This window comes from Microbacterium stercoris, assembly GCF_017592545.1.
In the GTDB taxonomy this organism is placed as follows: domain Bacteria; phylum Actinomycetota; class Actinomycetes; order Actinomycetales; family Microbacteriaceae; genus Microbacterium; species Microbacterium stercoris.
In genome coordinates, this window is the sequence record NZ_JAGFOA010000003.1 from 253546 (window position 1) to 274801 (window position 21256).

Sequence of the window (21256 nt, forward strand, 5' to 3'; positions counted from 1 at the left end):
TGGCCGTTCTCACCGGACCTGCTCGTGCTCAGCAAAGCGCTCACCAACGGCACCTCGGCGGCGTCCGCCGTGCTGCTCGCCTCGTCGGTCGGCGGCGTGCTTCGGCGTCATGACGACGTGTTCTGGCATGGCGAGACGCAGGCAGGATCGCCCCAGTCGTGCGCGGCGATCCTGGCGACCATCGACGAGCTGGAGAGAATCGGCGCGCAGTCGCTCGCCGACTCTCTGTCGACGGTCATGGATGAGGAGCTCAACGCCCTGGCGGGCCTCAGCACGAGGATCGTCGCCTCGGGACGCGGCCTGATGCGCGCGCTGCACCTCACGCACGCAGACGGTTCGGCCCTTGACGCGTCCGAGGTCTTCGACCTCGTGCGCTCGTGTCTTCGTGACGGCGTGATCGTTCAACCCGCGCCGTCCGCCCTGCAGTTCATGCCCGCTCTCATCTTCGATCGAGCACAGCTAGCCGAGGTCTTCGGTCGGGTGCGACCGACCCTCGAGCGGTTTCTCGCGAGCGCGGCATGACAGCCACATCTGTCGGTCGTCCTGGCGTCCCCGCCCAGTTCGTGGGCGCAGGTGCGACGGCCTCCGCCGTCGCACAGCTCGGCGCCCGACGCCTCGGCGTGGTCGTGGACGGGAATGTCGCCGACCGGATTCCGGCCGCCCTGCGCATGAGCGCGGCGACCATCTGCACGGTCGTCCGACCTGTCGACCGTGACGACGTCGCCGAGACCGCGGCGGCGTGGCGCCGCGAGTGCGTCGATGGGGTGGTGGTGATCGGCGGCGGCAACGCGATGGATCTTGCGAAGCTCGCGGCGGGATGCGCGGGAGACGAGCGTCTGCTGGCGTACCTCGACGCGCAGGCATCGTCGGCGGGCTTCGTCCTCGTGCCGGCCGCGCTGTGGCGTCCCTTGCCGCTCGTGTCCGTGCCGACGACGTTCGGCACGGGAGCGGAGGTCTCGAGCGTCGCGTGCTGGGAGTCGGGCGCCGGGATGGAGCGGGCCAAGTCGATCGCCACCCTGCCGAGCACGCCGACGCTGTCCGCTGCCTACGAGCCACGGATGCTCGCGGCGCCGGGCGCGCTGATCCGCGCGTCGAGCGCGGAGGCGTGGAGCCGGATCATCGGTGCCTACGCGACGCCCTCGACGCTGTCCGGGGCCGACGCCGAGGCCGAGGCTCTCGGGTGCCGGACCGCGCGGATCGCCGCCGCGCTTCTGCCGGGGACCCGCAGCGCCGGGGCGCTCCGAGGCGACGTGCTCGTCGACGCCGCCCTCGCGAGCGCCGCCGGCCACGCCGGATGGGCGCTCCGCGGTCGGGGGCTCGCCCCCTTCCCGCTCTGGTTCGTGGCGAACGAGCTGTCGATGCTGACCAGATCCTCGAAGATCGAGGCGCTCGCGGTGCTCTGGCCGGACTGGCTGCGCCTTGTGGACACCCAAGCGGGCGGGCCGTGGGGGCAGGGCGCACGCGTGCGGGCCCTCCTCGGGCAGGCCGGAATGACGTTCCGCGACGCCGCCGACCTCATGGCCTCGCTCGTCGACACGTCGCGCCTGCGGGCGGTCGCGGCGCAATCAGCCGATGTGTCGGTCCGCACGGCGGAGCGGGTGATGCGCAGGTTCGGGCGCGGGCGCCCGCTTTCGCGCTCCATCATTTCGGACGAGATCGCGTGTCTCGTCGAGGATGCCCTTGCAGGGCCGTGCGACGGGGCGCCCCGATGATCCCCCTCGACATCAGTGCAACGCTCGATCCCGCCACCGGCATCGCGCGTGCCGTGCGCGCCTTCCCGCCGCAGTCGCCGGATCGGCCGTTGTGGTCTGTCGCGGTCGACATCGGAATGGGCGAGCGGCGCGACGACCAGTCAGCGCTCGACATCACCTGGGTCGGGGCGGCGGGCGTGCGTCAGGGGGCCACGTTCGTGCGCGCGGCGGGTGAGGCCGTCGAGCGATGGGCGCTGCTCAGCCGTGCTCCCCTTCCCCGAGCGGATCCTTCGACGCCGCATGCGCCCGCCGGGATGTCGTGGGCGGGCGCTCCCCAGCAGGAGGACAGGTATTCCGGCGTGTTCTTCGATGGGGTCGATCGGCAGGAGGTGGGCGTTCCCGCGTCTGCGGTGGACTACCCGCCGCTGCGGGACTCCGAGCTCGTCGATCCGGGTCCTTCGGGCACCGCCGCGGGGATGGGCTTCGATCGTGCTCTCCAGTCGGCGTGCAAGGAAACGATCGAGCGCGACGCGGCGATGCGCGGTTGGAGCCGACCTCAGACGGCGTCACGGCTCGAGAGCACGCCCCTCGAACGGATCCTCGCGGGCGAGACCGCGCGCCTGCTCGCCCCCGTAGCCGCCGCCGGCGTCGACCTGCGTGTTGTGCGTCTGCCCGCTGTCGGCGGGGTCGACGTGCTTCTCGCGCTGGCCATCGATCGTGCGCGTAGCGTGGTCGGCGCCGGCCTCGGACTGGAGTCGCTCGCACAGCACGCACTTCTGCGCGCCGTGCAGGAGGCTCTGCAGATCCGGACGCTTCTCCTCGATCTCCGCCGGTTGGAGGGGACCCGCGAGGTGGCGCTGCCGATCCGCCGCGAGATCGATCGCGCGCGGTTCTGGGCGGGAGCATCGGCCGTCCGCGCCGCGGATGACTGGCTGGCGCTGGTACCGGAGGCGCGCGATCCGGCTGCGGATGTCGCCCCGGTACGCGACTGGGTCGCCCTCCTACCTCGCAGAACGGTCGTCGACCTGACGCCGCGACTGCCCGAGCGCGCGCGGGAGCTGAACTGGGCGGTCGTGCGCGTCTTCTGCCCCGACCTCCGCCCCTTGCGCATGTCGGAGGCGCTCGCGTGGAACGCGCCGGTCGAGCCTGCGGCGCATACCTTTCCGCATCCGTTCGTCTGATGCGGGAGCCGATCACAAGTCTGGCGATCAGTATCGGCTGGATCCGATCCCGTCCGGCGGCACCGGGGGTAGCGTCGGTGGGGTGACGGATCACCCCACTCCGCGGAGCGCGCGGGCGCAGCTCGCAGAGCTGGTGCGCGTCGACGCGAAGCCCCTCCTCGACGGCCTGCCGACCGCCGCCTCGCCCCGCCCGGCCGCGGTGCTGATGCTGTTCGGGGTGCTCGACGCTGTGCCGAGCGAGGCCCGCGCGACGCCTGTCTCGCGCGACCTCGACGTGCTGCTGCTGTCGCGTGCGGCGACGCTGCGGTCGCACCCCGGACAGGTCGCCTTCCCGGGCGGGCGGGTGGATGCCGGCGACCGCGACATCGTCGCGACGGCCCTGCGCGAGGCGCGCGAGGAGACCGGCCTCGACCCGTCGGGCGTCGACGTGCTCGGCAAGCTGCCGGAGGTGCCGCTCGCCTTCTCGCGCCACCTAGTCACCCCGGTCGTCGGCTGGTGGCGTGACCCGTCGCCCGTGCGAGTCGTCGATGAGCACGAGTCTGCGGCCGTGTTCCGCGCGCCGGTGGCAGACCTGCTCGACCCCGCCAACCGCGGCGTGACTGTCATCCATCGCGACGGACGCGAATGGCGCGGCCCGGCATTCACCGCGGGGGAGCACCTCGTCTGGGGCTTCACCGCGATGCTGCTCGACGCGCTGTTCGACCGGCTCGGCTGGGCGGATCCCTGGGACGGCACGCGAGAGATCCCCCTCCCGGCCTGAGCCGTCCATCCCGCCTGAGCCGTCCGCTGGAGCGGAAGCGGGCGCTCCTCATCGAGCATCTTCATGCGGCTGCTCATCGCGCCGCAGTATTGCGATGCGACTGTCCAAGCGGCCGTGATCCTTCGAGTTGCTCTGGCCTTTCCCCACCCGCTAGTGTGACTTTTAGTCCACGGACTATGAGTCACGTAACTGAGGGGGTATGGTGACCGATCTTTTCGCGCTCCCCGGAGAAGCGCCATGACCCCTGTGGTCCGCTTCGACAGATTCAGCAAGAGCTACCGGGGCGACGCCGTCGTCGAAGATCTCAGCTTCGCCGTCGAGTCCGGTTCGGTCGTCGGTCTTCTGGGGCCCAACGGCGCCGGTAAGAGCACCGCCATGCGCGGTCTCGTAGGGCTTCTGCATCCGACCTCGGGCACGGCCTCGGTTTTCGGAGGCCCCTTCCACGCGCTGGCGAATCCCGCGAGGAGAGTGGGCGTGCACATGGACGGGCTGGGTTTCGAGACCGGGATCACGGCGCGTCGTCACCTGGAGATCTACCGTCTCGCCGCGGGCATGCCTCGGGGGCGCGTGGACGAGGTGCTCGAACAGGTCGATCTCGCCCCGCACGCTTCGAAGCGTGTCAAGCAGTTCTCCACGGGTATGTGGCAGCGTCTCGGGCTGGCGACGGCAGTCATCGGGGATCCCGAACTGCTCGTCCTCGACGAGCCTGCCAACGGCCTCGACCCGAGCGGCATCCGATGGCTACGGGGCTTCGTGCGATCCTTCGCTGATCGCGGCGGTGCGGTGCTGATATCGAGTCATCAACTCGCCGAGCTGGAGCAGACGGTCGACGAGGTCGTTGTGATGCGCAGGAGCGTGCTTTACGCCGGAAGGCTCGAGGAGCTGACCTCGGCCGGTGCCGCATCGCTCGAAGAAGGCTACTTCGATCTCATCGACGCCACCGAGGGAGGCCGCCGTGCGTGATCTCCTCCGAAGTGAAGTCCTGCGAAGCGTCAGCGGTCTCGCGATGCTGGGCATCGCCTCTTTCGTGATCCTCATCCCTGCGCTCATGGTGAATGTCGGCCCACCGCTGGAGGGGCTGCGGGCCATCGATGACGCTCTGGCGACCCGAACGGTCTTCGGTCTCATCGCATCGAGCGCGATCGTGGCCATGTACCTCGGCAGCTATTCGGTGTCGCGGGAGTACTACTACGGTTCCATGGCGCGCTCTCTTGTGATGGCGTCCACCCGTCGCGTCTTCATCTCGAAGATGCTGGCGAGTGTGATCGCGAGCGTCGCCCTGTGCGTGGTCGGAATCGCGATCTGGTCGATCGTCACGGTCGTCCTCCTCCGCTCCTTCGGTCGGGAGCCGCTGTTCGACGGGCCTTTCTGGACGATCGTGTGGGGCTCTCTGTTCGCTTCGGCCTGCGGCGGCGCGATCGGCGTCGCCGTCGGCTGGCTGGTCAGGAACTACTACGCGGCGTCCGGAATCGTGCTCCTCCTGCCGCTCATGATCGAGGCTCCTCTCCTGTTCAACCTCCCGGAAGTCGAGCGATATCTCCCCGTCGGCGCCATCGCAGGCGTGGCCGTGCTTCCGCTGGACGGCCTGCTGCCGTGGTGGGCCAGTGGGCTGGTGCTGCTCGGGTGGAGCGTCGCGGCTACGGCAGCGGCCGCGCTGGTCGTTCGGCGGCGAGAGCATTGAGCCAGGCGCGTGCGGACATCGGCTGGGGCCGCCGGCCGTCATTCAGGGCGCTCGCGGCTGAGGCGCGCCGGCTGACGGGAGATGTCGTCTTGTGGAGCTTCCTCCCTGTGGGACTGCTGCCTGTGCCGGCCCTCTTGGCGGCGCTCCCTCCCGATCTGAGAACGGCGCCCGTCGACGTGATCGCCCAACTCGGCAGCAGTATGGGGGAGTCGCTCGTGTCGAATCTCCTGGTCGTGGTCGCCATCATGGGAGCGCTCGGAGTCACGACAGCCCACAGGACCGGCGCCTTGCCGCGGGCGCTCGTCTTCGAGGCGTGGCCGCTTGTGCTCGGTACGCGTGCGCTGTCCACCACCGCGGCGGCATCCGTCGTCGGGGCCGTCAGCGTGCTTGCGATGGACATCACGTTCCGGGCGATGTCGGGCGAGGCGATCTTCTCCCTCTCAACGGCGATGTCGACGGTCGCCGTGACCGGGTCAGCGGGGCTGTGGGGCTTCCTTCTCGGCGTACTCATCCGAAATCCGCTGCTGGTGCTGTTCGTCGTCCCCGCAACGCTGCTGCCCGGACAGGTGATCGCTGACGTCGCGCCGGACGCCGCACACCTTCTGCCGTGGGGCGCTCAGATCGCGCTGAGCGGACTCGCACCGACCGAGCTGGATGCGGGCGCTGTGATCGGCGCACTGGCCGGGTGGACGCTGGCCCTCGGCCTCATCGCCTGCCTGGTGTCGAGCCGGCGAGACGGGGCGTGAGGGGCCGATTTCGGGCGCCGACGCTCGAGTGGTGAGAGACCGGCCGTTCCGGCCACCGGGCCGAGGGGCCCGATCCTGCGCGGCGTGCATGCGGTCCGATGGCGGAGGCATTCGTCCACAGGGGGCGTGTGCGCCGAGTTCTCTCCACCACTCGTTTGTTCGCCTGAGCAGGACTTTTCGCCCGGAGGATGTCGGTGGTTCGTGGCAGGGTGAGCGGCATGGAGATCCCCGCTGAGCTCGCCGGCCGAACGGCATCGGCGGGGTGCGTGGGCAGGGGGCGTGCGCATGGCTGACGACGAGCTCACTGCATCCGGGCAGGGCGCGAGCGTGTCCGCTGCGGATCGCCGTGCGGAGCGCGCCGACCTGCTTCTCGCTCTCGCCGAGGAGGTCAACACCGCGCCGTGCAGTGCTCTCGAGCGCCTCGAGCTGCTGCGGCTTGTCGAGGTGCAGGCTCTGGATGTCCGTCGGGCGATCGTCGACGAAGCGCGTGTCGCCGGGCACTCCTGGCGGGAGGTCGCCGGCGTGCTCGGAATCAGCGAAGGTGAGGCGCGCCGACGCTACGACGACGAAGAGGGGTTGTGATGCGTGGCGGGCGCGGCAGCTTGCTCGATGCCCTCGAGCAGTGCGGACGGAGGCACGTTCAGCCCGTGTGCGATCCGCACGATCACGTCGAGGGTGGGGTTGCGTGTGCCGCGCTCGATGCCCGACACGTAGGTGCGGTCCATCGAGAGGTGATGTGCGAACGACTCCTGCGAGGTCCAGCCCTGCGACTGCCGCAGTTCGCGTACTCGAGCACCGAAGTTGCGGCGGTGATCGAGGTTGCCCATGCCACAACGAAACCGGTACCGTGATTATTGGTCCACGGACTATGAGTCACAGATCTGAGGGGGTAAAGTGACTGAGCACTCCGCGCCTTGGGCGGGTCGACATCGCAATCGCCTTCCGGTTCGCACTCGGCAGAGGGCCGCGCGCGCGGTCATTCGCCTCCGCGACGCCCCTGCCTCCGGGGCTGCTGCTCCCGCGCAGGCCGAGCTTCTCCGGGCCGCGCAGTGGGCCGCCCAGCAGACCGCGCGGCACGCCGCCGAGGGGGAGGTGCCCCGCGCTCTGCGCGGTTCGTGGCGTCGAGCGGGTGTCGAGATGCTCGCGATGCCGCCCCTGGCGATGCTGGCGGCGAGCAGTCTCTTCCTGCCGATGGCCCCGGCGTTCGGGCTCTCGCTCGGCCTCGTCGGATCGCAGGCCAGTGTCGAGGGGGCCTTCCTCCTGCTGCTATTCGCGCTCACGCTCGCCGCGGCGCTCTGGGCCGTGGCGCTCGCCGCCTCGGGTGACGCGCCCGTGACCGCCGAGCGGGCCCGGATCGCCGCCGGACTTCTGGGCGTCGTCAGCGGTCTGCTTGGGGCGGTCGACGGCATCGTCATCGGACGTCTCGGCGGCTACGCCCCGCAGGGGGCGGGAGTGGTGCTGCTCACGATCATGTCGCTGGTGCTCGTGACCGCATCCGCGCTCGCGCTGCTGTCGCTGCGGACCCCGGACCGAGCCGCCCCACCGTCCGACCGGAACCCGGCGCGCTGAGCGCTCGCCCCGCGCGGCACACCCGGGCGCCGCTCCTGCCTGAGTGTCCCGACGAGAAGAGCCGCCCCGTCCGGATGCTAGGATCGATCGTTGGAAGCGTGTCCGAGCGGCCGAAGGAGCATGGCTGGAATCCATGTAGGCGGGGTAACTCGTCTCGCAGGTTCAAATCCTGTCGCTTCCGCCACGAAGAAGCCCCGCACCGATTGGTGCGGGGCTTCTTGCTTGCCCGAAATCGCGGGGTGCTCCCGGGTCAGGCGAGCTCGACGAGGTGGTCGGCGTAGGCCCGGGTGGTGAGGAACGGACGGAAGCTCTCGCTCAGGGCGACGTCGCGGAAGACCTCGGCGGCGTCGTCGAAGCGATCGCCTTCGCGGCGATCCGGTCCGGTGAGCACCTCGTCGACCAGGCCGGCGATGAGCTCCCGCGTGATCTCGGTTCCCTCCTCGGTCGACTTCTGCTGACGGATCCACTGCCAGATCTGCGAGCGCGAGATCTCGGCGGTCGCCACGTCCTCCATCAGCCCGTCGATCGCGACGGCGCCCTGACCCCGCAGCCATGCCTCGATGTAGCGCAGCGCCACCGAGACGTTCGCGCGCACGCCCGCGTCGGTGATCGGCCGGCCGATGAAGACGTCGAGCAGGTGGCGCTCGTAGACGGTCACGTCGTCGCGCTGGCGGTCGAGCTGGTGCGGGCGGCCCTGCAGCACCGCGTCGAACTCGGCCCGCGCCGTGGGGATGAGGTCGGGATGCGCGACCCATGTGCCGTCGAAGCCGTCGGACGCCTCGCGGCGCTTGTCGGCCGCGACCTGCTCCAGCGCCCGTGCGTTCGCCTCAGGATCCCGCCGGCTGGGGATGAAGGCGCTCATGCCGCCGATCGCGTAGGCGCCGCGCTTGTGGCACGTCTTCACCAGCAGCTCGGTGTAGCTGCGCATAAACCCGACGGTCATCGTGACCTGGTTGCGATCCGGCATCACAAAACGCGAGCCGCGCCCGCGATACGTCTTGATGATCGAGAAGATGTAGTCCCAGCGACCCGCGTTGAGTCCGGCGCAGTGGTCGCGCAGCTCGTACAGGATCTCCTCCATCTCGAGAGCGGCGGGAAGAGTCTCGATCAGCACGGTCGCGCGGATCGTGCCGTGCGGGATCGCGAGGTACTGCTCCGTGAACGAGAACACCTGATCCCACAGCCGAGCCTCCTCGCTCGACTCGATCTTCGGCAGGTAGAAGTACGGTCCGCGACCCTGCGCGATCAGCGCGGCGGCGTTGTGGAAGGCGTACAGGCCGAAGTCGACGAGCGATCCGGAGGCCGCCATCGTGCGCTTCCAGCGGTCGGTGAAGTGGATGTGATGCTCCTCCAGGTGCCAGCCCCGCGGGCGCATCACGATCGTGGGCGTGCGCTCCGCGGTGACCTCGTACCGCTTGCCCTCGGGGGACGTATAGCTCAGCTGCCCGCGGATCGCGTCGAACAGCGACAGCTGCCCGCCGATGACGTTGCGCCAGGTGGGGCTCGTCGCGTCCTCCTGATCGGCGAGCCAGACCTGCGCGCCCGAGTTGAGCGCGTTGATGGTCATGCGCGGATCCGTGGGCCCCGTGATCTCGACGCGGCGGTCCTCGAGACCCGGTCCGGCTCCGGCCACGCGCCAGCTCGCATCATTCCGGATCGGCGCGGTGTCCTCGCGGAACCGCGGATCCCTGCCGTTGCCGATCTCGTAGCCCAGGCGCATCCGGTCCGCGAGCCGGTCGTACCGGGCGCCGGCGAACAGCTCGTGCAGCTGCGCGACGAAGGCGAGAGCGGCAGGCGTCAGGATCTCCTCGAAGCGGTCGTGGAGGGGGCCCGTGACCGTGAGGGTCGGGGTGATGCGCTCCGGGGCGGGCTCCTCGCGGATCGCGCGGCTCGGGGGAGCGGTGTCGGTGATGGTCATGATGTGTCTCCTTGAGTGCTGGTTGCTTCGGCCCGGGTGGGGCTCAGTGGAACTGCGCGGCCTCGGTGGAGCCGGCGAGAGCGAGGGTGGCGCTGGTGGGGTTGAGCGCCGTGGACACGTGGTCGAAGTAGCCCGTGCCCACCTCCCGCTGGTGCTTGGTGGCGGTGTAGCCGTCCGCCTCGGCGGCGAACTCGGCGTCCTGCAGCTCGACGTAGGCGGTCATGCCCGTCTCCGCGTAGCCGCGGGCGAGCTGGTACATCGAGTGGTTCAGGGCGTGGAAGCCGGCGAGGGTGATGAACTGGAACCGGTAGCCGAGCGCGGCCAGCTCGTCCTGGAACGACGCGATCTGCGCATCCGTCAGCGAGCGGTGCCAGTTGAAGCTCGGCGAGCAGTTGTAGGCGAGCATCTTGCCCGGGAACTCGGCATGAACCGCCGCGGCGAACTCGCGCGCCAGCTCGATGTCGGGCGTGCCGGTCTCGACCCAGAGCAGGTCGGCGTACGGCGCGTACGCCAGGCCGCGCGAGATGACCGGATCGATGCCGTTGCGCACCCGGTAGAACCCCTCGCTGGTGCGCTCGCCGGTGAGGAAGGGGCGGTCGCGCTCGTCGACGTCGCTCGTGAGGAGATCGGCCGCGAGGGCGTCGGTGCGGGCGATCTGGATCGTCGGCACGCCCGCGACGTCGGCCGCGAGCCGCGCGGCGTTGAGGGTGCGGATGTGCTGCTGCGTGGGCACCAGCACCTTGCCGCCGAGGTGCCCGCACTTCTTCTCGCTGGCGAGCTGATCTTCCCAGTGGATACCGGCCGCACCCGCCTGGATCATCGAGTGCGCGAGCTCGTACGCATTGAGGGGGCCGCCGAAGCCGGCCTCCGCGTCCGCGACGATCGGGGCCAGCCAGTCGCGGGTGCGGCTGCCCTCCGCGCTCTCGAGCTGGTCCTGACGCAGGAGCGCATTGTTGATGCGACGCACGACCGCCGGCACGGAGTTCGCGGGATAAAGCGACTGATCCGGGTAGGTCTGGCCCGAGAGGTTCGCGTCGGCGGCGACCTGCCACCCCGACAGGTAGATGGCCTTGAGGCCGGCACGCACCTGCTGCACGGCCTGGTTGCCGGTGAGTGCACCGAGCGCGCGGATGAACGTGTCGTGCTGGTTGAGCTCGTCCCAGAGCCGCTCGGCGCCGCGGCGGGCGAGCGTCGCCTCCTCGCGGACGCTGCCGCGCAGGCGGACGACGTCCTCGGCGTCGTAGTCGCGACGGATGCCCGACCAGCGCGGGTCGGCGCTCCACTCGAGGCGGAGGTCGTCGGCGGTCTGGGTCTGGTCGCCGGGGCGGGCGGCGGGCTGCGCGGTGCTCATCATCGTGCTCCTCGGTTCGGGTCCCTCGACTTCGCGGGACGGTGGCGTGGAATCCACGATGCGCGCCGATGGGCGGGTCGTCACGAGATCCATCGAGAGAAGATCGGCTGATCTTCCGTGTTTCGGATGTCTGTGGCAGGATCTGGACCCATGCAGCTCGAAGAAGATCTGGATCACGCCGACGTGCTCGCCCTCGGACGCCGCATCCGGCAGGTACGCACCGAGCGCGGGATGACCCTCGATGCGCTCGCCGCGGCGGTCGGCCGCGCGCCCAGTCAGCTCTCGATGATCGAGAACGGGCGGCGCGAGCCCAAGCTCTCGATGCTGCGACTCATCGCCCAGGCCCTGGGCACCACGCTCGACGCTCTGATGGGCGACGCGCCGCTCGACGAGAGGGCCGAACTCGAGATCGGGGTCGAGCGCGCCCTGCGCGGCGCGCGCATGAAGGCCATCGGAGTGACGCCCTTCCGCATCCCGCGCGGTGTTCCGGATGACGCGCTGCGCGCGATCCTGCGCCTGGCGGGCGAGGTCGATCGGCTGCACGACGAGCGCGCCGCCACCCCCGAACAGGCTCGTCGGGCGAACGTCGAGCTGCGCCACCTCATGCGTCGGCAGGACAACCACTTCCCGGAGCTCGAGACGGCGGCGGCCGAGGTGCTGCGCGCGGTGGGGCACACGGGCGGCGCGCTCACGCAGCGCGTGACCGCGGATATCGCCTCGCACCTGGGGTTCACGATCCATCATGCGAGTGATCTGCCCCAGACGACGCGCGCGGTGCTCGACCTGCGCCACGGCCGTCTGTATCTGTCATCGCGCCGCCAGGGCGACCTGCGCACCGCGGTGCTGCAGGCCCTGACCGCGCGGATCCTGGGTCACGCGGAGCCCACCGACTATGCGGAGTTCCTGCGCCAGCGGGTGGAGCAGAACTACCTCGCTGGCGCGCTGCTGATGCCCGAGGCCGATGTGGTGCGTGTGCTGCTCGACGCGAAGAAGCGCCGCGCGATCTCGATCGAGGATCTGCGCGACACCTACGCCGTGTCATACGAGACCGCCGCGCACCGCTTCACCAATCTGGCGACGCGGCACCTGGGCATCCCCGTCCACTTCCTGAAGGTGCACGAGTCGGGCACCATCACGAAGGCGTATGAGAACGACGGTGTGAACTTCCCCACCGATTCGCTCGGATCCATCGAGGGCCAGCTCTGCTGCCGGCGCTGGACGAGCCGTGTGGTCTTCGAGCGCGACGACCGGTTCAACCCGTACTTCCAGTACACCGATACGGGCAACGGCACGTACTGGTGCACGGCGCGGGTGGAGCACTCGGCCCAGGGCGCCCACTCCGTGAGCGTGGGTGTGCGCTTCGACGACACGAAGTGGTTCGCAGGCCGCGACACGCCGCACCGCGGCGTCTCCCGTCACGCCGATGAGCCGTGCTGCCGGCGTCCGCCCGCCGAGCTCGCCGAGGCGTGGCGGGATCGGGCGTGGCCCCACGCCGCCACCCCGCGCACGCTGCTCGCCACTCTCCCGACGGGCTCGTTCCCGGGCGTCGACACCACCGAGGTCTACGAGTTCCTCGACCGCAACGCGCCGCTCGGCTGAGTCGGCTAGCGCTCCACCACGCGAGGGCGGACGAGCAGGGAGCGCGGCATGACCGCGGCTCGAAGGCGCTCGCGGCCCGCGGGGAGCAGCACACGGCGGGCGCCGGCCAGCGCCCGCGCGAGATCGGGGCCCGCCTGCGCCGTCGGCGGCGCGAAGCTCGCGCGCTCGATGCCCTCCACCAGCGGCGCGAGGGTCGCCGCGGGCACACCGTGCTCGCGCGTGAGGCGGGCGGCGAAGACCCGAGGCGAGTCGCTCTCGTCGACCGAGAAGCCGGCGTCGATCACCAGATCCTGCAGCTCCCGCCACGCCGCGCCGGCATCGCCGCGATGAGCGGCCGAGTGTCGCGTGCGCCAGCGCACGACGCGGATGACCGCCGGCACCAGCAGCAGCACGAACACTCCGAGCGCGATCAGGAGCGTGCGGATCAGCACGGTCGGGTCGAACGCGCGTGCCGCCGACGTGGGGTTGTCGAGATCGCCGCGATCCTGGTCGATCGTGCGGGTCGGTGCCGGAGTCGGTGCCGCAGACGCCCCCGGTGTCGCGGACGGATCGGGTCCGCCGGTCTCGCCGGAACGCAGCGAGGTCGGCGTGCCGAGTGTGGCGGTGGGATCGAAGGCGATCCATCCGATGCCCTGGATGTACGCCTCCGGCCACGCGTGCAGCTGCGAGCCGAGCACCGAGTACACGACCTGATCGTCGACGCGGTCTCCGGTGCTCTCGCCGGGGAGGTAGCCGACGACGACTCTCGACGGGATGCCGATCGAGCGGGCCATCACCGCGAAGGCCGACGCGAAGTGCACGCAGTATCCGGCTCTCACCTCCAGGAACCGGTCGATCGCGTCCATCCCCGACCCGTCGAATCCCTCTTCGACCGGGGCGTCGAGCGAATAGCGGAACCCGCCGCTCGTGCGGAACCACGACTGCATCGCGATGAGCGCGTCGTAGGCGTTGGCGGCGCTGCCGACCGCCTCTCTCGCCGCCTGGGCGATGGCATCGTTCGGCGCACCGGGCAGCTGCATGGTGTCGAGGTCGAATTCGGTGGTCTGCGAGGTGTCGAACGAGAACAGCGGCGACTCGTCGACGCGGGGCATCACGGACCGAGCCTGCTCGCGCGTGGGCTGCAGCTCTTCCGACGTGACGACGTAGCGCTGCCCGAGCGAGCCCGTGCCTTCGGACGACGAGAACACCGTGCGATTGAAGGGGTTCGCACTCCAGATGCCGACCGCGCCCTGCACCTCGGTGGCGGGATAGGTGACCGGCAGATAGGAGCTGGTCAGGCGGGTGATGTCGATCGTCGTGGTGCGCTTCTCGGTTTCGGCGTCGCTGACGATCTCGCCGAACTCGAGGGATCCGCGCCCGGCGGCATCGGGCGCCCATTCCTCGCCGTCGAAGCGCGAGAGCGTGGCGACCCGCAGGTACGGCGCGGAGGGGGCGGTGGTGCGCACGCGCAGCACCTCGACGTCCTCGGGCCGGCGCAGATCCTGCCCGAGGTCGAGGGTGGCGTTGATCGACGTGGTGCGGCCGACTCCGCCGCCGATCGCATCCGCCAGCGGCACGAGCGGCGCGGCGATGAGGGCCACCACGACCGAGCCGACGCCGAGCACCACCGACCAGGTGGCCGCCACGGGCCCCGCCTCCATCGCGGGTCTGCGCACGCGCATCTCCGTGCGCACGATCCACAGGATCGTCGCGATCAGGAAGACCGCGCCGACCAGATCCGGATCTCCCGGCACGGCCAGCTGGGGGATGACGAACACGATGATGAGCAGCAGCGCGGCCAGCAGGGGCAGGTGCGTGCCGCGCACGACCCAGCCGACGAGCAGCCCCAGCATGCCGGTGGCCGCCACGATCACCCACCACAGCTCGTGGCTGGGCTGCATGGGGGCGACGCCGTTGAGGATCTCATCGCCCACCCGCGCGAAGACCCCCGGCAGGCCGCGCAGCACGTCGAAGGTCGGCACGACGCCCAGCAGCGCGTGCCGGTCGCCGAGCGCGACGGTCGCACACAGGATCCAGAGGATCAGCTCGCCGAGCGCAGCCGCCCAACCCGGAAGACCCGCACGCCGCAGAACCCACCCCAGCGCCAGGACGAGACCGGTGACGAGCACGGCGGCGGGCAGCCAGGTGGGCTCCAGCAGGCGGCTGATCGGGAAGACCGCGGCGATCGTCGCGACCCCGATGCCGATCGTCAGGGCGAGATCGCCGCCCGGTCGACGCGGCTCCGGCGCCCGCGGTGGGACGGGAGCGCTCGAGAGCAGCTCCTGCAGCGGGGCCTCAGTCACCGACACGGACGTCCTCCGGTCCTTCCGTGCTCGCGGCCCCGGCGACGCCCGTCTGCTGGGTGGCGATGCCCCACGAGCGCTCCACGTCGGGGGTCAGCCGCGCGGTGCGCCACCCCGAGCGCTCAGCGCGCTCGAGGGCTCCGGGCTCGGGATGGGCGCTGAGCAGCACCGCCCGGGAGGACTGGGCGGCGATGCTGCCGAAGCCCGCGACATCATCGACCGTGAGGTGACCGCAGATCAGGATCACCGGCGCCGCCGAGCGCACGATGCCGCTGGAGGCGAGGCGGTCGAGGGTGTTCTCGCCGCGCGGCGAGACCGACGCGAAGGCGACCAGCAGATCCGACATGTCCTCGTGTGAGTCGACGATGCCGATCGGGGCGCCGTCGCTGTCCATCACGTTCACGGAATATCCGTCTCGGGCGAGGCTCCAGGCGGCGGACACCACCAGGGTCACGGCGGCCTCGAAGCCGGGGTCGCCCCCGTGCGCGGCCGTCCCGCCCCAGCGGGCCGCGCCGCGGTCGAAGACGACGAGCGCGTGCGGCGTGGTCTCGCGCTCCTCCTCCCGCACCATCAGCGATCCGTGGTGCGCGGATGCGCGCCAGTGGATGCGCCGCATCGAGTCGCCGGGCGCGTAGGGGCGCGGGATGAGGTTGTCGGCACCCTGCCCGTGGCGTCCCGTGGTGAGCTGCGAGCTGCCGACCGCGCCCGGCGATCCGGGCAGGGATGGCAGCGCGACCACGGCGGGCACGATGGTCACGGGCGTGCGGTGGCCGATGGTCATGCGCCGGCGGGCGAGGCCGAAGGGGTCGATCGCCGCCGTCTGCAGGGGCCCGACGGCATGCCGGCCGCGCCGTATGCCCACAACCGCATAAGACACGTGCAGCGTTCCGCGCCCGCCGGGCGGCAGCTCTCCCGTCGCGCCGGAGGAGCTCTCGGTGCGCACGGCCCGGAGCGAGTCGGGAAGCGCGTCGCGCCAGGTGCCGCCCGGCACGGGCCGGGCCGACAGCTGGAGTCTCGCCTCCACGTGCGAGAGGCCGCCGACGCTCGCCACATCCGTCGCCAGCGCCCGGTCGACGTCGACGACGCGACCGGCCAGCCGCAGGCTGAGCCACCCGCCGATCACGAGTGCGAGCAGCGCGAGGCCGAACATCGTCAGCTCGATCCGCCCCATCACGCTGCCGGCGATCACCAGGCCCGCGCCCAGGGCCAGTGCGGCCAGGCCGCGGCCCGTCAACGGCGCGCCGCTCAGCCCCTGAGGCGGGGATGAGGGAGCCGGGGAGCGGGACATCGTGGGCTCAGCGTACGTCTCGGCGCCGACATTGCCGAGGGGTCAGCGCACCGCGAGCGGCACGCGCACCGACGCCGCGATCCGCTCCAGGATCTGCGGCACCGGATCGCTCGCGCGGCTCGCGCCCGCGGCCGTGCGCGAGGGGATGAGCCGGTGCGCGAACACGGGCTCCAGCAGGTCGGTGACGTCGTCGGGGATGACGAATCCACGGCCGTCGAGCGCGGCCCACACCTTCGCGGCGCGCACGAGCTGCAGCGTCGAGCGGGGGGAGGCGCCGAGCAGCAGGTCGGGGTGCGAGCGCGTCGCCTGCGCGAGCGCGACCGCGTACTCCTCGATGGTCGGGGCGACGTGCACACCGCGCGCGAAGGCGATGAGGCGCGACACGTCCTCGACCGATACCACCGGCTGCAGGGCCGCGAGAGGGTTGGCGGTGTCGCGCTGACGCAGCATCAGCGCCTCGGCTGCGGCATCCGGGTACCCCATCGAGATGCGCAGCATAAAGCGGTCGCGCTGCGCCTCGGGCAGCGGATAGGTGCCCTCCATCTCGAGCGGATTCTGCGTCGCGACGACGAGGAACGGATCCGGAAGCGGATACGACGTGCCGTCGACGGTCACCTGGCGCTCCTCCATCGCCTCGAGGAGCGCCGACTGGGTCTTGGGCGAGGAGCGGTTGATCTCGTCGGCGATGACGATGTTCGCGAAGACCGCGCCCGGCGTGAAGGCGAACGCCTGGGAGCCCGGATGGAAGATCGACACGCCCGTGACGTCGCTGGGCAGCAGATCCGGGGTGAACTGGATGCGCCGCACCCGGGCATGCACCGACGCGGCGAGGGCGCGCGCCAGAACCGTCTTGCCCACGCCGGGCACGTCCTCGATGAGCAGATGACCTTCGGCGAGCAGGGCGACGAGGGCCATGCGAACGGCCTGCGGCTTGCCGTCGATCACGCTCGAGACGGACCGGATGATCGCGTCCGTCGCGGCGCGGAAGCGCTCCGGGGGAAGGGGGTCGGGCACAGGGCGCTCCATTCGTCGTCTAAACTGGTGGAAGCTCTCCGCGTGGCGACATCCAGGCCAACTCCCCCAGGACGGAAACGTAGCAAGGGTAACCAGGCTCTGTCGGGTACGCGGAGAGTCTTTTTATGCCCGGATGGTGCGGAGTCCCGCGCACCGGCGCATCCGCACACGAAACGGCCGGTCCCCCGTGGGGAACCGGCCGTCCTGCGTCTGCCCGCCGCCTATTCGGCGCCGACGCCGATCGCCTCCGCCGTCTGCACCTCGGTCTCCTCGATCCCGTCGGCGCGCAGCAGGTGACGGCGGCCGAGCAGGATGATCGCGGCCGAGATCAGCAGCACGACCACGCCCAGCACGAAGGGCGCGGAGGTCGACGCGAACACCGTGTCGCCGAGCCACGATGCGAGGGGCGGGGCGATGGCGCCGCCGAGGAAGCGCACGCCCGAGTATGTGCTCGAGGCCACCGAGCGGGGCAGCGTCGTCGCATCCATCGACACCTCGGTGAGCACGGTGTTCATCACGCCGAGCAGCAGACCTCCGGCGACGACGAGCACGATCAGCGCCGTGCCGTTCGCGGCGAGCAGTGCCATCAGCAGCTCGACCACGGCCAGCAGCGGCAGCACCACGAGCAGCACGGTGGTGCGGCGCATCCGGGCGGTCAGCAGGGGAGCGACGAACACCGACGTCACGGCGACCGCGAGGCCCCATCCGAAGAAGATCCAGCCGAGCGTCATCGCATCGTCCATGCCGAGCGGCACCAGCGCGAACGGCGTCCAGGCCAGCAGCACGAAGAAGCCCATGTTGTAGAACAGCGCGGCGACGGCCATGGTCAGCAGCGACTTGTTGCCCAGCGCCCGGAACGGGGCGGAGAGGCGTGTGGGCTCCGGCGTCGTCTTCGGCAGGCGCAGCAGCGCCGTGATCGCCGTGAAGCCCACGGCCATCAGCACGGCGGTGCCGAAGAACGGCGTGCGCCACGACACCGAGCCGAGCAGGCCGCCCACGAGCGGCCCGACGGCCAGACCCACACCGAGAGCCGCCTCGTACAGGATGATGGCGCCCGCGGTGCCGCCCGTCGAGGCGCCGATGATGGTGGCGAGCGCGGTCGAGATGAACAGCGCGTTGCCCAGTCCCCAGCCCGCGCGGAACCCGATCACGCCGAAGACGCTGCCGGCCATGCCGGCGAGGGCCGCGAAGACGACGATCACGGCGAGCCCGATCAGCAGCGTGCGCTTGGCGCCGATCCGGCTCGAGAGCCACGACGTGAAGAACATCGCCGCGCCCGTGATGAGCAGGTACGTGGTGAACAGCAGCGACGTCTCGGTGGGGGTCGCCTCGAGCTCGTGGGCGATGGCGGGGAGGATCGGATCGACCAGCCCGATGCCCATGAACGAGACGACGCACGCGAACGCGATCGCCCAGACCGACAGCGGCTGCTTCAGGATGCCTGCGGGGGAGTGGCTCATTCTGCTCCGATCGAGATGTCCGAGGTGCGCTCGGCGAGGAGCGCGGCGGTGGTGAAGACGGCCGACCACTCGTCGTCGGTGAGATCCGCGAAGCGCGGCGCGAGCACCTCGCGCACGGTCTCGATCCAGGCGATGCGCGCGGCGCGTCCGGCGTCGGTGATGCGGATCACGACGGCCCGGGCGTCGGAGGGGTCCGGATCCTTCTCGACGAGTCCCGCCGCCGTCATGCCGCGCACGAGGCGGGTGATGCCGGGCTGGGTGACGCGGCACGCGTCGGCCAGGGCGCCGAGGCGGAGGGGGCCGTGGTTCACGAGCACCGACAAGGCGCGCCACTGGGCGGCCGGGGTCGTCGATCCCGTCTCGCGGGCCACGACGAGGCCGAGGCGGTGACCGGCGGTCATCACGTCGACGACGGCTTCGATCTTCTCCATACCTCGATTATATAACTCAGGTATGCAATCGGATCCGTCGGCGATCCGGATGCGAGAGACGAGGCTTCATTCGATGTCGAGAGGCCCCTGCCGCAGTGTCGGTGCTCGCCCATAGGCTGACCCCGTGGCCAGGAGCATCTACATCACCTCCGCCGAGGGGCATTCGGGCAAGTCCACCATCGCTCTCGGCGTCATCGACGCCCTCAGCCGCGCCACCCCGCGTGTGGGCGTCTTCCGCGCAGTCACCCGCTCGAAGGACGAGCGCGACTGGGTGCTCGACGCGCTGCTCGCGCACGACGGCGTCGAGCACGACTACGACGACTGCATCGGCGTCGACTACGACGAGGTGCGCGCCGACCCGGAGGGCGCGCTGGGCACGATCGTCTCGCGCTTCAAGGCCATCGAGTCGAAGTCCGACGCCGTGGTCATCCTGGGCTCCGACTACACCGACGTGGGCAGCCCCGCCGAGCTCGCCTACAACGCGCGCATCGCCGCCAACCTCGGCGCCCCGGTGCTGCTGGTGCTCGGCGGCCGCGCTCAGCAGGGCCACGGCGAGCAGCTGGGCACGTCGCCCGCTCGCACGCCCGAGGAGATCGAGCAGCTCACGGCTCTCGCCATCCCCGAGCTGACGAAGGGCCGGGCAGAGCTGGCCGCGACCGTGGTCAACCGCTCCGATCCGGAGCGCCTCGCCGACGTCGTCTCGGCCGTCCGCAACGTGATCGGCACCGAGCATCCCGTCTGGGCGCTGCCCGAGGAGCGTATGCTCGTGGCCCCCTCGATGGCCGAGATCACCCGCGCGGTCGGGGGCACCCGCGTGCGCGGAGACGACGCGGCCTTCGGCCGCGAGGCGCTGGGTGTGGTGATCGCCGGCATGTCGATGGTGAACGTGCTGCCGCGTCTCACCGAGAGCGCCGTGGTCGTGATCCCCGCCGACCGCACCGAGGTGCTCATCGCCGCCCTCCTCGCGAACCAGTCGGGCACGTTCCCCTCGCTCGCGGGCGTGGTCCTGAACGGCCCGTTCCCGATGCCGCCCGACGTGCTGCGTCTGATCGACGGCGTCGCCTCGAACCTCCCGATCGTCACGACCGACCTCGGCACCTACGAGACGGCCGTGCGCGTGATGAGCGCCCGCGGTCGCGCCACGGGCGAGGGCCCGCGCTACGACACCGCGCTCGCGCTGTTCGAGAAGCACGTCGAGACCGACGAGCTGACGCGTGTGCTCGGCGTCGCCAAGGCCACGGTGGTCACCCCGCTGATGTTCGAGTACGGCCTCATCGAGCGCGCCCGCGCCAACCGCCGCCGCATCGTGCTGCCGGAGGGCGACGACGATCGCGTGCTCAAGGCGGCGGCCTCCCTGCTCAAGCGCAGCGTGGCCGACCTCACCATCCTGGGCGACCCCGACGCGATCCGCGCCCGTGCGGGCGAGCTCGGCCTCGACCTCTCGGGTGCCGATCTCGTCAGCCCCTTCGACCCCGAGCTCGTCGACCGTTTCGCAACCGAGTACGCGAAGCTGCGGGCCCACAAGGGCGTCACCTATGAGAAGGCGGCCGACACCGTCACCGATGTGTCGTACTTCGGCACGATGATGGTGCACCTGGGCCTCGCCGACGGCATGGTCTCGGGGGCGGCGCACACGACGGCGCACACCATCCGCCCTGCCTTCGAGATCATCAAGACGAAGCCCGGCGTCTCGGTCGTCTCGAGCGTCTTCCTGATGGCGCTCGCCGATCGGGTGCTCGTCTACGGCGACTGCGCGGTGATCCCCGATCCGACGAGCGAGCAGCTGGCCGACATCGCCATCTCGTCGGCGGCCACCGCCGCGCAGTTCGGCGTCGAGCCGCGCGTGGCGATGCTGTCGTACTCGACCGGAGAGAGCGGATCGGGCGCCGACGTCGACAAGGTGCGCGCGGCGACCCAGCTCGCGCACGAGCGCGCCCCCGAGCTGCCGCTCGAAGGACCGATCCAGTACGACGCCGCCGCGGATGCCGCCGTGGCCAAGGCCAAGCTCCCCGACTCCGATGTCGCGGGACGCGCCACGGTGTTCGTGTTCCCCGACCTGAACACGGGAAACAACACCTACAAGGCCGTGCAGCGCTCTGCCGGCGCGCTCGCGATCGGCCCCGTGCTGCAGGGACTGAACAAGCCGATCAACGACCTGTCCCGCGGTGCCCTGGTGTCGGACATCGTCAACACGGTCGCCATCACCGCGATCCAGGCCCAGGGCGAGGGCGGCCGCTGAGCGAGCGGCGCGCATCGGAACCCGCACACTCGGCAGACAGGAACCT

General features: G+C 70.8%; 19 protein-coding genes, 1 tRNA gene and 1 other RNA gene. 13 read left to right on the forward strand and 8 right to left on the reverse strand.

Annotated elements, in window-relative coordinates; genetic code table 11:
• Positions 1-24: 24 nt before the first annotated feature.
• From J5V96_RS17450 to J5V96_RS08990, 8 genes are all read left to right on the forward strand, one after another.
• Positions 25-522, forward strand: coding sequence for an aminotransferase class III-fold pyridoxal phosphate-dependent enzyme (locus J5V96_RS17450; RefSeq protein ID WP_372439935.1), 498 nt, complete (start codon positions 25-27; stop codon positions 520-522).
• Positions 519-1712, forward strand: coding sequence for an iron-containing alcohol dehydrogenase (locus J5V96_RS08960; RefSeq protein ID WP_208502941.1), 1194 nt, complete (start codon positions 519-521; stop codon positions 1710-1712). Before J5V96_RS17450 ends, J5V96_RS08960 begins: the two co-directional genes overlap by 4 nt.
• A complete protein-coding gene (locus J5V96_RS08965; protein WP_208502943.1) occupies positions 1709-2872 on the forward strand; it encodes a YcaO-like family protein in 1164 nt (387 codons plus the stop codon). Before J5V96_RS08960 ends, J5V96_RS08965 begins: the two co-directional genes overlap by 4 nt.
• Before the next feature lie 82 nt (positions 2873-2954).
• Positions 2955-3632 (forward strand): NUDIX hydrolase, encoded by a 678-nt coding sequence (locus tag J5V96_RS08970; protein WP_372439936.1) that lies wholly within the window; start codon positions 2955-2957, stop codon positions 3630-3632.
• A 237-nt stretch (positions 3633-3869) separates the two neighbouring features.
• The gene (locus J5V96_RS08975) at positions 3870-4595 is read left to right on the forward strand and encodes an ABC transporter ATP-binding protein (RefSeq protein ID WP_208502946.1); all 726 of its coding nucleotides are present in this window, start codon (positions 3870-3872) and stop codon (positions 4593-4595) included.
• Positions 4596-4638: 43 nt separating this feature from the next.
• Entirely contained in the window at positions 4639-5313 is a 675-nt protein-coding gene (locus J5V96_RS08980) for a hypothetical protein (RefSeq protein ID WP_208502948.1), read from the forward strand.
• Between the two features lie 215 nt (positions 5314-5528).
• Positions 5529-6059 (forward strand): hypothetical protein, encoded by a 531-nt coding sequence (locus J5V96_RS08985; protein WP_208502950.1) that lies wholly within the window; start codon positions 5529-5531, stop codon positions 6057-6059.
• Positions 6060-6344: 285 nt separating this feature from the next.
• Positions 6345-6641, forward strand: a complete 297-nt coding sequence (locus tag J5V96_RS08990; RefSeq protein ID WP_208502952.1) for a hypothetical protein — start codon at positions 6345-6347, stop codon at positions 6639-6641.
• On the opposite strand, the gene J5V96_RS08995 is transcribed toward J5V96_RS08990, so the two are convergent.
• The gene (locus J5V96_RS08995; protein ID WP_208502955.1) at positions 6617-6886 is read right to left on the reverse strand and encodes a helix-turn-helix domain-containing protein; all 270 of its coding nucleotides are present in this window, start codon (positions 6884-6886) and stop codon (positions 6617-6619) included. The two genes, J5V96_RS08990 and J5V96_RS08995, sit on opposite strands and share 25 nt — an antisense overlap.
• Positions 6887-7151: 265 nt before the next feature.
• On the opposite strand from J5V96_RS08995, the gene J5V96_RS09000 reads away from it, so the two are divergent.
• Together J5V96_RS09000 and J5V96_RS09005 are read left to right on the forward strand one after the other, a co-directional pair.
• A complete protein-coding gene (locus J5V96_RS09000; protein ID WP_208502957.1) occupies positions 7152-7628 on the forward strand; it encodes a hypothetical protein in 477 nt (158 codons plus the stop codon).
• Between the two features lie 92 nt (positions 7629-7720).
• Positions 7721-7812 (forward strand) — tRNA-Ser (locus J5V96_RS09005).
• 66 nt (positions 7813-7878) lie between these two features.
• Here J5V96_RS09005 and aceB read toward each other — a convergent pair.
• A complete protein-coding gene (aceB, locus tag J5V96_RS09010) occupies positions 7879-9546 on the reverse strand; it encodes a malate synthase A (RefSeq protein ID WP_208502959.1) in 1668 nt (555 codons plus the stop codon).
• A gap of 43 nt (positions 9547-9589) precedes the next feature.
• Positions 9590-10897, reverse strand: a complete 1308-nt coding sequence (aceA, locus tag J5V96_RS09015) for an isocitrate lyase (protein ID WP_372439937.1) — start codon at positions 10895-10897, stop codon at positions 9590-9592.
• A gap of 150 nt (positions 10898-11047) precedes the next feature.
• Here aceA and J5V96_RS09020 point away from each other — a divergent pair, with 150 nt between their 5' ends.
• Positions 11048-12496, forward strand: a complete 1449-nt coding sequence (locus J5V96_RS09020) for a helix-turn-helix domain-containing protein (protein WP_208502964.1) — start codon at positions 11048-11050, stop codon at positions 12494-12496.
• Positions 12497-12501: 5 nt separating this feature from the next.
• On the opposite strand, the gene J5V96_RS09025 is transcribed toward J5V96_RS09020, so the two are convergent.
• From J5V96_RS09025 to J5V96_RS09035, 3 genes are read right to left on the reverse strand one after another with little or no spacing between them, the layout of a single operon-like run.
• Positions 12502-14784, reverse strand: coding sequence for a transglutaminase TgpA family protein (locus J5V96_RS09025; protein ID WP_208502966.1), 2283 nt, complete (start codon positions 14782-14784; stop codon positions 12502-12504).
• Positions 14771-16066 carry a DUF58 domain-containing protein gene (locus tag J5V96_RS09030; protein ID WP_208502968.1) on the reverse strand — a complete coding sequence of 432 codons (1296 nt, stop codon included), beginning with the start codon at positions 16064-16066 and terminating at the stop codon, positions 14771-14773. Before J5V96_RS09030 ends, J5V96_RS09025 begins: the two co-directional genes overlap by 14 nt.
• A gap of 42 nt (positions 16067-16108) precedes the next feature.
• Positions 16109-17080, reverse strand: coding sequence for an AAA family ATPase (locus tag J5V96_RS09035; protein WP_307793570.1), 972 nt, complete (start codon positions 17078-17080; stop codon positions 16109-16111).
• Between the two features lie 29 nt (positions 17081-17109).
• Between J5V96_RS09035 and ffs the strand changes: the two genes are divergently transcribed.
• Positions 17110-17206, forward strand: an RNA gene (gene ffs, locus J5V96_RS09040) — signal recognition particle sRNA small type.
• A gap of 95 nt (positions 17207-17301) precedes the next feature.
• Here ffs and J5V96_RS09045 read toward each other — a convergent pair.
• Both J5V96_RS09045 and J5V96_RS09050 read right to left on the reverse strand, forming a co-directional pair.
• Positions 17302-18540, reverse strand: a complete 1239-nt coding sequence (locus J5V96_RS09045; protein WP_208502972.1) for an MFS transporter — start codon at positions 18538-18540, stop codon at positions 17302-17304.
• Entirely contained in the window at positions 18537-18971 is a 435-nt protein-coding gene (locus J5V96_RS09050) for a MarR family winged helix-turn-helix transcriptional regulator (RefSeq protein WP_208502974.1), read from the reverse strand. Before J5V96_RS09050 ends, J5V96_RS09045 begins: the two co-directional genes overlap by 4 nt.
• A 124-nt stretch (positions 18972-19095) precedes the next feature.
• Between J5V96_RS09050 and pta the strand changes: the two genes are divergently transcribed.
• Positions 19096-21210, forward strand: coding sequence for a phosphate acetyltransferase (gene pta / locus J5V96_RS09055; protein ID WP_208502977.1), 2115 nt, complete (start codon positions 19096-19098; stop codon positions 21208-21210).
• Positions 21211-21256: the final 46 nt, after the last annotated feature.